The sequence below is a fragment of the Desulfovibrio sp. X2 genome (genome assembly GCF_000422205.1).
Lineage (GTDB): Bacteria > Desulfobacterota > Desulfovibrionia > Desulfovibrionales > Desulfovibrionaceae > Alkalidesulfovibrio.
The window spans coordinates 104,218-117,695 of record NZ_ATHV01000022.1 but is presented as its reverse complement, the minus strand read 5'-3'; the positions used below and the strand labels follow the sequence as shown (position 1 = coordinate 117,695).

The window sequence follows — 13,478 nt, the reverse complement described above, 5'->3', positions numbered from 1 at the left end:
CTAGAAGCGGGTGGCCGAATAGAGACGCGCGAGCACGGCGCGACTGTAGATGTGGACCCGTGAGGCGAACCAGCCGAGCCCCTTGCGCCTGCGGACCTCGAGGCGCGGCAGGCGCGATGCGTCCGTGCCGGAACAAAGCGGCCCGCGCTCCAGGGTGAAGAGCAGGTCGAAACCAGCTGCCCGGGCCGCATCCACGCCGTCGGCCGACCATCTGCCCCAGGGCCAGGCAAGGGAGGCCACCTCTCTATCAAGCTTCGATTCCAGGATTCGTTTGCTTGTTGCGAGATTTTCTTCAAGTCTCGCTTTAAATTCTTCCGCGGTCTCGGCCCTGCCCTGCTCCGCGAGCCAGAGCGGACCGGCAGTGTCCGGAGCGAGCCGAGGAGCTTCTGCCTTGCCTCTCCAGGGGGCGTAGGCCCAGTGGTCGGGCACCGGCCCTGGACTGGGCGCGGAAACGGGAAACATCAGATGGTGCAGGGAGTGGGACCCCGCCTCCAGCACCCCTTCGTCCACAAGCCCGCGCAGTTCGCTCCAGGAGAGCCAGGCGCGGCGCTCCCCGCGCTGCACAAAGGCCTCGTGCGCCCTGTCCGCGATGATGGGGGCGTCCTCGCCCTCCTCGTCCTCCGGCCGCACCCTGTCGGGCACCACGAAGGAGACCGCGCTGAAGCCGTGGCGGCGCAGCACCGGGGCGATGCGGGTCAAGAGATCCCTGAAGCCGTCGTCGAAGGTCAGCAGCACGCGGGGACCGTCGAGCGCCGTCGCGCCTTTCCCACCATCCACAACCGACCGCAACTCCTCGAGGCGCAGAGTCCTGACCCCGCGATCGGCCAGCCAGGCCATCTGGGCCGCGAACATCTCTTCGGAGACGCCGTTGCCGCCGATGTTGTGGTAGCAGAGGACAGGCACCGAGGAGCGGCCGGGTGCGGGCCTAGCCGAGGGACTCAATGCTCTGCTCCACGCGCGCGAGTTCCGCGGGCATGTTCTGCGGCTTGAGCGGCTCCGGCCCGAGGGAGAAAGCGGGGCCGAACACCAGGCGCACGCGGCTGAAGGGCAAGGGCAGTTGGAAACGGTCCCAGGCCTTGGCGAAGACGTGGGGACGGGCGTAGTGCGCGCGGATGGGCAGGAGCAGGGCGTTCTCCTTGGCCGCGAGGTAGATGGCGCCCTCCTTGGCCTTGTGGCGGGGTCCCTTGGGGCCGTCCACGGTGACCACGATGTCCCTGCCCTCCTCGCGCATGAAGCGGCGCGCCTCGCGCAGGGCCTGGAGCCCGCCGCGGCGGCTCGAGCCGCGCGCCGTGCAGATGGACAGGCCGTTCAGGATCTGGGCCAGAAACTCCCCGTCCTTGCTCTGGCTGACCACGGTGGTCAGGTGCAGCTTCTTGCCGTAACCGTAATAGGGCACGGCGAAGAGTTCATCGTGCCAGAGCACAAAAACGACGCGCCGCCCCTGGTCGAGCTGGGCGCGCACGCCGTCATAGCCCTCGACGGTGTAGCGAAGGGTCCAGCACCAGAGCTTGTAGACCGCCGTAAGGATACGGCCGATCTTGACGGGATCCAGGCGCAGCGCCACCGTGACGGTCCCTGCCTATCCCAGCGCGGCCTGTTCGGCCGTGCCGCAGGCCTGCTCGCTGTTGCCGCTGCCCAGGGGCTCCATGAACTGCATCTGGTAGAGGCGTGCATAGAGCGCGCAGCTTTCCAGAAGCTCGGCATGCCTCCCTTCGGCGATGACCTTGCCCTTCTCCATGACCATGATGCGGTCGGCGTTCAGCACCGTGGACAGCCTGTGCGCAATGACGATGCTCGTGCGGTTGCGCATGAGGTTCTCCAGGGCGTGCTGGACGATGCGCTCGGACTCCGTGTCGAGCGCGCTGGTGGCCTCGTCCAGGATGAGCAGCGGCGGGTTCTTCAGCAGCGCCCGGGCGATGGTCAGCCGCTGCTTCTGGCCGCCCGAGAGCTTGACCCCGCGCTCGCCGATGACCGTGTCGTAACCCCTGGGCAGGCCCAGGATGAAGTCGTGGGCGAACGCGGCCCGGGCCGCCTCCTCCACCGACTCCTGCGTGTAGCTGGCCCTGCCGTAGGCGATGTTCTCGCTCACGGAGCAGTTGAACAGGAAGGTGTCCTGCGAGACCATGCCCACGCCCAGGCGCAGCGAATCCAGGGTGTAGTCCGCCACGTCGTGGCCGTTGAGCACGATACGGCCGGACTGCGGAAGGTAGAAGCGGGGAATGAGGTTGACCAGGGTGGTCTTGCCGGACCCGGACGGGCCGACCACGGCCACGGTCTCCCCTGCCCTCACGGCGAAGGAGACCCCGCTCAGCGCGGGGGAGCACCCGGGATAGCTGAAGGTCACGTCCTCGAAGCGCAGTTCCTCGAGCGGCGGCGTGAACTCCGCACTCCCCTCCTCCTCGACGACGACCTCTTCGGAATCCAGGATCTCGAAGACGCGCTCGGCACCAGCCAGGGCGCGCTGGATGTCCTTGTTGGAGTCGTTCATCTTCTTGATGGGATCATAGAGCATGAGGAGCCCGGCGCAGAATGAGAAGAAGGTGCCCGGCGTGGACTCGCCGTGGATGACCTGCATGCCGCCGTAGAAGATGACCAGCCCCGTGCCGATGGCGCCCACGAGCTCCATGACCGGCGAGGAGAGTTCGTTGTAGACGAGTTCGCGCTTGAAGATGCGGATGAGGCGGTTGTTCTCCTCCTCGAAGCGGCCCTTCTCCTTCTCCTCGTTGGCGAAGGCCTTGACCACGCGGATGCCGCTGAAGGACTCCTGGAGGAAGACCGAGATGTCGGCCAGCTTGACCTGGTTCTTGCGGCCGAGCTTGCGCAGCTTGCGGCCGAAGTAGGCGAAGGGAAACAGGGCCAGGGGCAGCACGAGCACGGCCCAGAAGGCCAGGTAGGCGTTCTGGTAGAAGACCACGCCGATCAGGAAGAGGACGGTCAGCACCTGGCGGATGACCATGACCACGGCGGGCAGGCTGCTGCGGATGGACATGACGTCGTAGATGATGCGCGACATGAGCATGCCGACCTGGTTGTCCTCGAAGAAGCGCAGCGGGAGTCGGACCATCTTGGCGAAGAGGTCGCGCCTGATCTGTTCCAGAACCTGCAGGCCGCAGGCCTGCATGATGTAGTTCTGCAGGAAGCGGCCTATTCCCTTGAGCGCGATGACCAGGACGAACAGGGGCGGCAGGAAATAGAGCGAGCGGACATCCTTGTTGATGAAGATGTCGTCCAGGGCGGGCTTGACCAGATAGGCCGACGCGCCCGTGGCTGCGGCCACCACGGCCATGCTCAGGAAGGAGAAGATGATGCGGCCCGTGTAGGGGCGGAAGTAGCCGAGGCAGCGCTTGAGGAGCGGCAGGCTACGAACTTTCTTTTCTTCCACGTCGAAGCGAATCCTTATGGGTGAACGTGAAGGCGGTGAATCCTGGATCGGGCGATCGGCGGCCCGGACAGGGGCGGAAATACAGTGCTTCCACTCCCATGGCAAGTCCGGGAGTTCCGGCCGGAACCGATGGAAGCTTGGCAACCCGATCGATTTTATCTATTTGACCCCTCGCTGGGGCCTGTGCTTTCCCTGCAAGGATACACTTTCCCCAGACCCAGGAGGACCACTATGCCTGATTTCGAACTGGACTGCCAGGGGCTTCCCTGCCCGCAGCCCGTTCTGCGCTGCAAGCGCCTGATCGACGAAAACGCGCCCGCGCTGCTCAAGGTGACCGTGGACAACGAGCCGGCCAAGGAAAACGTGAGCCGTTTCCTGTCCACGCAGGGATACGCGGTGGACGTCGCGGCCTCCGGTGCGGCCTGGGTGCTCACCGGCACGCGCGGCGAGGGCGCCGGAGCGCCCTGCGGATGCGAGGTCATGAGCGATGCCGAACTCAAGGCCGTGGGCAGGAAGACCGTCTGCTTCATCACCTCGGCCACCGTGGGATCGGGCGACGACACCCTGGGCGGCAAGCTCATGGTCAACTTCCTGGCCACCCTGCCCGAGCTCGGCGAGGACCTGTGGCGCATCGTGTTGGTCAACGGCGGCGTCAAGCTCGCCTGCCACGGATCGCCCTGCCTCGAGAAGCTCCAGGCCCTGGCCGGACAGGGCGTCTCCATCCTGGTCTGCGGCACCTGCCTGGACTTCTTCGGCCTCCTGGACAAGAAGGCCGTGGGCGACACGACCAACATGCTCGACGTGGTCACCAGCCTGCAGGCCGCCGACAAGGTCATCAAGATCTAACGCACCGACGCCAGTGAAAGAGACATGGTGAAAAGGCCTTCCAAACCTTCCTCGCGCGACACGACCCCGGCATCCGCTCACGCGTCTGGCCACGCGTCTGGCCATACATCCGGCCATGCATCTGGACAGCCCTCGGCTCCGGCATCGGGCCTGCGTCTGAACAAGGCGCTGGCCCAGGCCGGAGTCTGCTCCCGCCGTGCGGCGGACGAACTCATCTTCGCGGGTCGGGTGAGCGTGAACGGCGAGACCGTTCTCGAGCCCGGCCGCCGCGTGGAGCCCGGCCGCGACGCCATCGCGTTCGACGGCCGCCTGGTGGACGCGGCGCCCGAGGCCCACGCCTACCTCCTGCTGCACAAGCCCGTGGGCACCGTCACCACCGTCTCCGATCCCGAAGGCCGCCCCACGGTCATGGAGCTCGTGCCCGACGCCCTTCGCGGCCGCCGCCTGGTGCCCGTGGGCAGGCTGGACGTGATGTCCGAGGGTCTTCTGCTGCTCACGGACGACGGCGAGCTGGTCAACCGCATGACTCACCCACGCCACCACGTGGCCAAGACCTATGTCGTGAAGGTGCGCGGCGCGGTCGAGGACAAGGCGCTGGACGTCATGCGGCGCGGCATGCGCCTGGCCGAGGGCGAGAAGCTCGCGCCGGTCGGGGCGCGCGTCCTGCGGAGCGAGGCCGGGGGAACGGAGATCGAGCTTGTCCTGCACCAGGGCGTGAACCGCCAGATCCGGCGCATGTGCCGGGATCTCGGGCTCACCGTGCAGTGGCTTCGCCGCACGTCGGTCGGGCCGCTCGCCCTGGGAAGACTCGCCAAGGGAGCGGCCCGGGAACTGACCGCGCGTGAGGTTGCCGCCCTTCGCAGGGCCGCCGGTTTTACTGACTGACCGTGTTGTCCTGGACAGTCACGCCCTTGGGCGGCGTGAACTCGAACAGGCTGTCCGAAAGCCCCGGATTGATGCGGATGTTGTCCAGGCCGAGCTTGTTGGCGTTGCCGTAGAAGTCCACTATCAGCACGCTGCGCAGCATGTGCGACTGCGGATCGACCCACAGGAAGGCCTGCACGAGGTTCGGCTCGGGCTTCTTGGGGGTCAGCGCGAGCTTGATGAGCCCCGCCTCGGTGCCCTGCTCCTCAACCACGAAATCCTCGTCAAGATTGGCCTGCCCGGAGATGAAGCGGATCATGGTCTTCGAGCTGAAGACCGCATTGAGAGGGCTCTTCGAGGCGGTTTTCTCGGAAGGAACGTAGTTCCAGACCACTTTCTTGCCCACGAGCAGCAGCTCCTTCTCGGGCGTGTCGGTCTCCCAGCGCACAAGATTCGGCTTCTTGTAGGAGATGGTGCCCTCGCGCTCCTCCACCTGTCCGGTGGCCGCGCTCTTGAGCATCTGCTTGAAGTCCGCGGTGAAGCCCTTGAGGGATTCGTACTGCTTCTGGATGTCGGCGGTTATGGCCGACGCCGAAGCCGCCCCGGCCGGAGCCGCCATGGCCAGCAAAAGGCAGCACGCGAGTGCGAAGCGCATTATTTTCATTACCTTTCTCTCTTTTTTGGTGGACAAGAACTTGCGGAAGAGTTCATGCTATCGTTCACCGAAAAAAAAGCAAGAGGGAGCGCGATGGAGAAGACGGCCCTGACCAACCTGGAACGCCGGACCATCGAAGCGAACATCATTTCCACCGTCTTCGAGGAATTGTGCGGCCGCATGGAGCGGACCGAAGCGCTGTCAGTGATCTGCGACGCGACGCGGCGCGCGGCCTGGGACTTCGGCGCGGCCTTCGCCCGGGAGGCGCAGAACGGGCCTTCCCTGCCCCACTTCGCGACCGTTCTCGATTTCTGGCAGGCAGGCGACGCGCTGCGCATCTCGAACGTCAGGCTCGATCCCTCCGCCCTCACCTTCACGGTCACGCATTGCGCCTACGTGGAACGCTACCGCGAGATGGGGCTGGCCGACGACCTCATCTACTGCATCTCCTGCGCGCGGGACAGCGCATTCGCCCAGGCCTACTCGCCGCGGCTCTCGCTGCAGCGCCCCCAGGTCATAAGCCAGGGGGCTCCGTCCTGCCTCTTCACCTTCTCCTGGCGGGCCTAGGGACCGAACGACTCGTCGGCGCCATCCGCAACTATTCCCTGCCGCGGATGACCTGACGGGGCTTCGCGCCTTCCTGGGGGCCGAGCATGCCGTCGAGTTCCATCTGCTCGATGAAGCGGGCCGCGCGGTTGAAACCGATGCGGAAGCGGCGCTGCAGGAGCGAGATGGAGGCCTTGCCCTGCGTGGTCACGAACTCCACGGCCTCGCGGTACATGGGATCGCTGTCCATGGCTCCGGGCTCGCCCTCGGCGGCCTCGCCGGACTGCTCCTGCTGCCACTGCTCGAAATCCACGGCGAATTCCTGCGGGCACTGGGCCTTCCAGTGATCCACCACGTGGCCGATCTCGTCCTCGTCCACGAAGGCGCCGTGCACGCGCATGACCTTGCCGCCGCTCGGCTTGTAGAGGCTGTCGCCGCGGCCCAGCAGCTTCTCGGAGCCGACCATGTCGAGGATGGTGCGCGAATCGTGCTTGCTCGAAACCTGAAACGAGAGGCGTGAGGGGAAGTTGGCCTTGATGAGGCCGGTGACCACGTCGACGCTCGGGCGCTGCGTGGCCAGGATGAGGTGGATGCCCGCGGCGCGGGCGAGCTGGGCGAGGCGGACGATGCTCATCTCCGCCTCCTTGCCCGCGGTCATCATCAGGTCGGCCAGCTCGTCGATGATGATGACCATGTAGGGCATGGGCGTAAGCTCGGCCAGGGCGGGCTTGGCCGCCACGTCGGCCTGGGGGAGCTTCTGGTTGTAGCCCTCGATGTTGCGCACGCCGAGCAGCGCCATGGCCTGATAGCGGCGGTCCATCTCGGCCACGGCCCATTCCAGGGCGCTCTTGGCCATGGGCATCTCCGTGACCACGGGATGCACCAGATGCGGCAGGTCGGAGTAGACCGAAAGCTCGATGCGCTTGGGGTCCACCAGCAGGAGCTTCACCTCGTCGGGGCGCGCCTTGTAGAGGATGGAGAGCAGGATGGTGTTCAGGCACACGGACTTGCCCGCGCCGGTGGCGCCTGCAACCAGGAGGTGGGGCATGCGCGCCAGGTCCGTGGCGAAGGGGCGGCCCTGGATGTCCTTGCCGAGCGCGAGCGTCAGCTTGGACTTGGCCTTGGCGAAGCCCTCGGCCTCGAAAATTTCGCGCAGGTAGACGGTCTCGCGCGTCTCGTTGGGGATCTCCACGCCCACGGCGTCCGAGCCCGGAATGGCGTCGATGCGCACGGCCAGGGCCTTCATGGCCAGGGCGAGGTCGTCCGCAAGTCCCGCGATGCGGCTTATCTTGGTGCCGGGCGCAGGCTTGACCTCGAACATGGTGACCACGGGCCCGGGCTTGATGGCCACCACGTCGCCCTTGACCCCGAAGTCTCCCAGACAGGAGACGAGGTTCACGGCCATGGCCTTCAGCTTGGCCGCGTCGTAGCCACCGGTGTTCTGGGGAACGGGCGTCAGGAGGTCGAGCTTGGGCAGGGCCGGGGTCTTGCAGCGCTTGGCCTTGGGCCGGGCGGCAGCCTTCGGCGCCGCGGGAGGAGCCTCCTCCTCGAAGGAGAACTCATCCTCGGCTCCGGCGGACTCGGCGGGTTCGGGGGGCGCATCCTCGCCGTCGTCGAAGGCGAACTCCGGCTCCGGGATCGACACGGGCTCGGGCAGGGAGACCGGCCCGGGAATGGCGTCCATGTCGTAGGCGCCCTCCGCCTCCTTCGCCGCCTCTTCGTCCGTCGCCTCATCGGCTTCGTCATCAGAGGACGCGGAAAAAGCGAAGTCATCTTCCTCGCACGGCAGGACGGAGGACTCGTCGTCCGGCTCATCGGGCTCGACAGGCGGCTCGGGCCGTCTGCGGGTCACGAGCTCGTCCAGGGCTGCGGCGGGAGCGGGGACGACCACGGGGATGCCCGCTTCCGGCGCGGACGGCATGCCGCGCCCGTGAAAGGCGCGTACCGAGGGCAGGTTCTCCAGTCCCTCGTCGTCCAGCTTGCGCCTGCCCGCGGGCGCCGCCTCGATGGCCTCCTGCTCGACGACCTCCACGCTGCGGCGCTCGCGCCGCTCCGCGCGCTCCTTGCGCTTGCTGGCCATGTCCATGGCCTGGCCGCGCAGATGCTTGAGCACCGAGGCCCAGGAGATTCCCGTGGCCATCTGCAGGCCCGCCACGAAGAGGAAGAACCAGAGGAGCCCCGCACCCACGGGACGCAGGAAGGCCTCGGACAGGTGGTAGAGCTGGCTGCCGAAGAAGCCGCCGCCCGCCACGTCTCCCGTGCGCAGGATGGATCCGAAGGTTTGCGACTCGGCCCAGGTCATGACCGCGCAGCAGACCACGGCGATGCCGATCCAGCGCCACCAGACGAGGGCGAAGCGGTCCGTGAGGCAGAGCGTCGCGAGGTACAGGCTCAGCAGGGGCCAGCACCAGGCGGCCACGCCGAACATGTCCACCATCAGCCCCGAGGTGTACGCCCCCACGAGGCCGGCCAGGTTGTGAAGCTGATGGCCTTGGCTGACGACCCGGTTGAAGCTCGGGTCCAGGTGCGAGTAGCCCACGAGGCTGACGGCCAGAAAGGCCGCCCAGAAGAAGAAGGCCAGCGCCAGAATTTCGCCCAGGAGCGTGCGTTCCCGCGTAGCCCTACCCTCCCAGTGGGACGTCCGCGCGCGGCATGACGCCGCCCTGCGCGGAAGACCGCTGCGCCGCCGAGGACACGTGGTCCACGGCCGGCCTGATCCGTTGGAAGCGACGGAGCCGGACCTGCGTCCGGCTCACGTGTCGCGTCGAGTCCTTTGCCTGCATGATGCCGCGCATCCTACCGGACGCCGCCTAGGCCCGGCTGATGTATGCGCCGGTGCGCGTGTCCACCTTGATCTGCTCGCCCTCGTTGACGAACAGGGGCACCTGAACGGTCAGACCCGTGTTCAGGGTGGCGGGCTTGGTGGCGTTGCCCACGCGGTCGCCCTGCACGCCCGGCTCGGTGGCGACCACCTCGTAGACGAGGCTCGCGGGCAGGTTCAGGTCGATGATCTGACCGTTGTAGAGCAGGGCCTGGATCTCCATGCCGTCCAGCAGGTAGCCGCCCTTCTCGGCCAGGGTGTCTCCGGGCACGTGGACCTGCTCGTAGGAGCTCATGTCCATGAACACGAGGTCCGTGCCCTCATGGTAGAGGAACTGCATGTCCTGGGCCACGAGGTCGGGCTTGTCCACCTTCTCGCCGGAGCGGAAGGTGCGCTCCACGACGCGGCCGTTGAGCACGTTCTTCAGCTTGGTGCGGACGATGGCGCCGCCCTTGCCGGGCTTGTAATGCTGGAACTCGACGATCTCGTAGGGAACGCCCTCCAGCTCGATCTTCAAACCGCGACGGAAATCGGTGGTCGAAAGCATGTATCCTCCAGAACCTATTGTTTTTCGATATGTTGCAGCAGAGCCTGGACACCCAGGGCATAGCTCGTCATGCCGAACCCGGCAATGACGCCGATGCAGTGCCTGCCGATGAAGCTCTTCTTCCTGAGCGGCTCGTCCGCCCGGGCCAGGACGTTGGAGAGATGGACTTCCACGCAGGGCAGCCCGATCCAGGCTAGGCAGTCGGCCAGGGCCAGGCTCGTGTGCGTGTAGGCCCCGGCGTTCAGCACCACGCCGTGCGTGCCGTCGGTCCTGGCCTGCTCGAGGCGGTCGATGAGCGCGCCTTCGCCGTTGGCCTGGAAGTGGTCCAGGCGCACGTCCTGGGCGCGGGGGCCGAGAAGCCGCTCCACCAGCGCGGGGAGCGCCTCCATGCCGCGGCTGCCGTAGATCTCGGGCTGCCGCTCGCCCAGGTGCCCCAGATTCGGGCCGTTCATGATCAGAAATTTGTAGTTCGCCACGGAAGCTGCCTCTCCATCGGCTTGACTGGCCTGCGGAAAAACGGGACAAGGTTGGCCCGGCCACACGCCACAGGCCATGTATCAACCCTTACCCGAATATTCAAGATGCCGCCAAGCCTGACTCTCGTCTCCACCGTCTACACCCCTGCCCAGCTGCGCGACGCGCCGCTCGACGCGCCCCAGGTGGCCCTTGCCGGCCGCAGCAACGTGGGCAAGTCCTCGCTCATCAACCGCCTCGCCGGGGCCAAGAAGCTCGCCAAGATCAGCGCCACCCCGGGCAAGACGCGCAGCATCAACTTCTACCGCGTGGAGCCGGACGGCTACTATCTCGTGGACCTGCCCGGCTACGGCTACGCCCGCACCTCCAAGGTCGAGCGCGCCAAGTGGGCGGAGCTGATCGAGAAATATCTCGCGGACGCGCCCGGACTCAAGGCCGTGGCCGTGCTCCTTGACAGCCGCCTGGATCCCCAGGCCCTGGACATGGAGATGGTCTCCTGGCTGCGGCAGAGCGGCGTGCCCGCCCTGGCCGTGCTGACCAAGGCCGACAAGTGCTCGCAACGCGACCTCGCGCGGCGTCAGAGTCAGTGGCGCGACCTCATGCGCTCCACCGTCTCCCCCCTCCTCTTCTCCGCCGTGAGCGGCAAGGGCACCGAGTCGCTGTGGAAGCGTCTGCGAGAAGCCTGCGACATGCCGGCAGCGGACGACGCGGCGGTCGAAACAGACGGCGGCACGCCCTGATCGGTTCCCGAACAGGCGACAGGTTCCCGCCGGGCCGTCGCCGCTCCTAGCGTTTCGAGGTCACCCAGACCAGACGGGACACGGAAGCCAGCATCATAGCCAGGTTGCCCGCCCAGGCTCCGACCAGGGGCGGGACGAGGCCTTTTGCGCCCATGGTGTTGCCCATGACCATGAGGCCGTAGAAGGCGAAGGTGATGACCAGCGAAACCGTGATGTTGACGTAGATGTTTCGTCGGTAGCTGCTCACGGCCAGGGCCAGCAGCGCCATGGTCAGGATGGAGAAGGCGTAGGCCCATTTCCCGTAATAGGCGGTCTTCAATTCCTCCACGTTCGAGCCTGATCGCTGCAGGTCGCGGATGGCGCTCCGTAGCTGCCAAACGGGCAGCTCGGCAGGATTCGTGCCCTGGGTGGTCACGGTGAAGGCCTTCAGGTCCTGCTCGACGTTCACGGACATGGCCGGAACGAGCCTTGTCTGGAAGTTGGAGAGCTCGACGGTCTTCGCGCGATACAGGGTCCAGCCGCCAGCGGTCACGGAGAACTGGGGCGCCTGGGCCATCCAGATGAGGGACTGGTGATCCTTGGAGATCTGCCAGATGGTGATGTCGCGCCCTTCTCCCCTGCCCGCGTTGGCTTCGCCGAAGTGGATGATGTAATTGTTGTCCCTGAACCAGACGTTGTCGACGTGGTTGGTGTCTATCTGCCGTTCACGCACCTTCTCGGCCCAGATCCGGCTGGATATCTGCTCACCTATCACGCCGAAATACTGCGAAAAACCGAGTTGGAAGAACGACCAGAGAATGGCGTAGACGACGAAGAAGGCGGCCAGCCGTCCGTAGGAGATGCCGCCGGTCTGCAGCGCAAGCAGCTCTCGGCTGCGCTCCATGAGGGAGAGCTGCACCACCAGGGCGATGAGAAAGACCGCAGGCATGATCTGCGAGAGGATGAGCGGAATCTTGGCCCCGAAATAGGTGATGATGACCATCAGGCCGAGGCCTGCGTTGATGAAGTCGTCCAGCCGGTCGAAGATGTCCGAGAGCAGGTAGACGACCACTCCCACCCCCATGCACACGAGGATCAGGAAGAGGTTGTTGCGCAGGAGATAGCGCCCGAGCGTCCTGATCATGCGGCCGCCGCCTTCCTTCCGAACCGCTGGCGCAGATGGGCCAGCCAGTCGAAGAGGTGTGGATAGCGTTCCTTGCCCGCCATGCGGATGCCGATTCCCGCCACGACCAGGAAGACGGCATTGGGGACCCACAGCCCCACGCGCGGGTCGAGGCTCGCCGTCTCACCCAGGGAAAGGCCGACCGAGAGCATTGTATAATAGACGAGGAAGCAGCCGAGCGCCAAGAGCAGGCCGAGATGCTGCTTGAGTCCCTGGAACGAGAAGGCCACGGGCAGGGCGAAGAGCCCGAGCACGAAACAGGCCGCGGGCAGGGCGAAGCGCTTCTGGATCTCCACCCTCACCTTGTTGAGGTAAACGCCGTCGTCCTTCTTCTTGATGGAAGGGTCGTGCTGCAGGGCCAGGAGGTGGGTGAGCGACATCTCCTTGGGCTTGTCCCTGTCGAGGCGGAAGCCGCCGAGGAGCTTCGAGAGGTCCAGGCGCACGGCGTAGACGTTGAAGCCCAACACGTCGAACTTGTCGCCGGTCTGCCGATAGATGTGGCCGTCGTGCAGAAGGAAGATGATCTGGCCGAGCGCCGTGTCCGTGGCTACCTGCCCCTCGGGGGCGACAATGGTGGCGCGCACGTTCGCCCTGGTCTCGTCGCGCACGAAGACCTGGTGCAGCCCCTTGCCGCCCGGGTCCACCTGCTGCGCGAACAGCGTCAGCCCGGGAAATTCGCGGTTGAAGACGCCCGGCTGGAGCACGAGCTGCGTGCGCGAGCGGGCGTGCTCGAGGACCGTGCTCTTGAAGTTGTCCATGCCCCACGACAGTCCCCAGAAGGAGACCCCGAAATCCACCGCCGTGCACAGCACGCAGAAGACGAGCGGCGCGGCCAGGAGCTGGTAGAGGCTGACGCCTCCGGCCTTGAGGGCGAGCAGCTCGTTGTCCGTGCTCATGCGCAGGAAGGTCAGGAAGACCCCGAGCATGCAGGCGATGGGCAGGAGCAGGAGCAGGAAGAACGGCGTGAGGTAGCCGAAGAGCTCGAGGATCTCCAGGAAGCCCAGATTCTGGGAAAGAAAGAGGTCCTTGAGCTGGAGCATGCGGCCGATGAGGATGAGACCGAGCAGCGCGCCGAGGCTCAGCGCGAAGGAAGTGGCCAGCTCCTTGAGGATCTGCCAATGGATCTTGCGGAATGCGAACACGCGGATCAGCTACGGGTGCCTTTCAGCTTGAGAAGGTCGTCCTTGTACAGGCGTTCCAGCGCCTCCACGTCGAGAGGGCTCATGTTGAAACGCATGCCCGCCTCGGCGATGAGCGCGCGCAGGTCCTTGCCTTCCTGCAGGCCTCGGGATATCCATTCCACCGCTTTGCGGTGCAGTTCGGACTGCGGTACTATGGTGGCCATAGCGAAACCTCCCTGCGGGACCGCCTCTCGCGGGTCCGGCCGGGGCAAGAGGTACACCACCTTGCCCTCCTCTGCAACTCGCACGCATCCGCACAA

General features: G+C 66.0%; 14 protein-coding genes. 4 read left to right on the top strand and 10 right to left on the bottom strand.

Annotated features, from left to right (window positions below):
• From DSX2_RS09015 to DSX2_RS09005, 3 genes are read right to left on the bottom strand one after another with little or no spacing between them, the layout of a single operon-like run.
• Entirely contained in the window at window positions 1-942 is a 942-nt protein-coding gene (locus DSX2_RS09015) for a polysaccharide deacetylase family protein (protein ID WP_020879867.1), read from the bottom strand.
• Window positions 926-1,564 (bottom strand): lysophospholipid acyltransferase family protein, encoded by a 639-nt coding sequence (locus DSX2_RS09010; RefSeq protein ID WP_020879866.1) that lies wholly within the window; start codon window positions 1,562-1,564, stop codon window positions 926-928. The genes DSX2_RS09015 and DSX2_RS09010 overlap by 17 nt, the downstream gene beginning before the upstream one ends.
• A 15-nt stretch (window positions 1,565-1,579) precedes the next feature.
• A complete protein-coding gene (locus DSX2_RS09005; RefSeq protein ID WP_020879865.1) occupies window positions 1,580-3,382 on the bottom strand; it encodes an ABC transporter ATP-binding protein in 1,803 nt (600 codons plus the stop codon).
• Window positions 3,383-3,613: 231 nt separating this feature from the next.
• On the opposite strand from DSX2_RS09005, the gene yedF reads away from it, so the two are divergent.
• Window positions 3,614-4,228 carry a sulfurtransferase-like selenium metabolism protein YedF gene (yedF, locus tag DSX2_RS09000; protein WP_020879864.1) on the top strand — a complete coding sequence of 205 codons (615 nt, stop codon included), beginning with the start codon at window positions 3,614-3,616 and terminating at the stop codon, window positions 4,226-4,228.
• A 150-nt stretch (window positions 4,229-4,378) separates the two neighbouring features.
• On the top strand, window positions 4,379-5,113 hold the full coding sequence (locus DSX2_RS08995) for a pseudouridine synthase (protein ID WP_035041553.1): 735 nt from the start codon (window positions 4,379-4,381) through the stop codon (window positions 5,111-5,113).
• Here DSX2_RS08995 and lolA read toward each other — a convergent pair.
• Window positions 5,103-5,747, bottom strand: a complete 645-nt coding sequence (gene lolA, locus DSX2_RS08990; RefSeq protein WP_152512888.1) for an outer membrane lipoprotein chaperone LolA — start codon at window positions 5,745-5,747, stop codon at window positions 5,103-5,105. The two genes, DSX2_RS08995 and lolA, sit on opposite strands and share 11 nt — an antisense overlap.
• A 93-nt stretch (window positions 5,748-5,840) precedes the next feature.
• On the opposite strand from lolA, the gene DSX2_RS08985 reads away from it, so the two are divergent.
• Window positions 5,841-6,314, top strand: a complete 474-nt coding sequence (locus DSX2_RS08985) for an L-2-amino-thiazoline-4-carboxylic acid hydrolase (RefSeq protein ID WP_020879861.1) — start codon at window positions 5,841-5,843, stop codon at window positions 6,312-6,314.
• A 31-nt stretch (window positions 6,315-6,345) separates the two neighbouring features.
• Here DSX2_RS08985 and DSX2_RS08980 read toward each other — a convergent pair whose 3' ends face one another.
• The 3 genes from DSX2_RS08980 to DSX2_RS08970 all read right to left on the bottom strand — a co-directional run bounded on the left by DSX2_RS08980 (window position 6,346) and on the right by DSX2_RS08970 (window position 10,137).
• On the bottom strand, window positions 6,346-8,883 hold the full coding sequence (locus DSX2_RS08980; protein ID WP_035041508.1) for a DNA translocase FtsK: 2,538 nt from the start codon (window positions 8,881-8,883) through the stop codon (window positions 6,346-6,348).
• A gap of 220 nt (window positions 8,884-9,103) precedes the next feature.
• A complete protein-coding gene (efp, locus tag DSX2_RS08975) occupies window positions 9,104-9,661 on the bottom strand; it encodes an elongation factor P (RefSeq protein WP_020879859.1) in 558 nt (185 codons plus the stop codon).
• Window positions 9,662-9,675: 14 nt separating this feature from the next.
• Window positions 9,676-10,137 (bottom strand): type II 3-dehydroquinate dehydratase, encoded by a 462-nt coding sequence (locus tag DSX2_RS08970; protein ID WP_020879858.1) that lies wholly within the window; start codon window positions 10,135-10,137, stop codon window positions 9,676-9,678.
• Window positions 10,138-10,242: 105 nt separating this feature from the next.
• On the opposite strand from DSX2_RS08970, the gene yihA reads away from it, so the two are divergent.
• Window positions 10,243-10,875 (top strand): ribosome biogenesis GTP-binding protein YihA/YsxC, encoded by a 633-nt coding sequence (gene yihA, locus DSX2_RS08965; RefSeq protein ID WP_020879857.1) that lies wholly within the window; start codon window positions 10,243-10,245, stop codon window positions 10,873-10,875.
• A gap of 46 nt (window positions 10,876-10,921) precedes the next feature.
• Here the strand turns inward: yihA and DSX2_RS08960 are convergent, their stop codons facing one another.
• From DSX2_RS08960 to DSX2_RS08950, 3 genes are read right to left on the bottom strand one after another with little or no spacing between them, the layout of a single operon-like run.
• Entirely contained in the window at window positions 10,922-11,998 is a 1,077-nt protein-coding gene (locus tag DSX2_RS08960; RefSeq protein ID WP_020879856.1) for an LptF/LptG family permease, read from the bottom strand.
• Window positions 11,995-13,179 carry an LPS export ABC transporter permease LptF gene (lptF, locus tag DSX2_RS08955; protein ID WP_020879855.1) on the bottom strand — a complete coding sequence of 395 codons (1,185 nt, stop codon included), beginning with the start codon at window positions 13,177-13,179 and terminating at the stop codon, window positions 11,995-11,997. The genes DSX2_RS08960 and lptF overlap by 4 nt, the downstream gene beginning before the upstream one ends.
• Before the next feature lie 5 nt (window positions 13,180-13,184).
• The gene (locus DSX2_RS08950; RefSeq protein WP_020879854.1) at window positions 13,185-13,382 is read right to left on the bottom strand and encodes a hypothetical protein; all 198 of its coding nucleotides are present in this window, start codon (window positions 13,380-13,382) and stop codon (window positions 13,185-13,187) included.
• Between the last annotated feature and the right edge of the window lie 96 nt (window positions 13,383-13,478).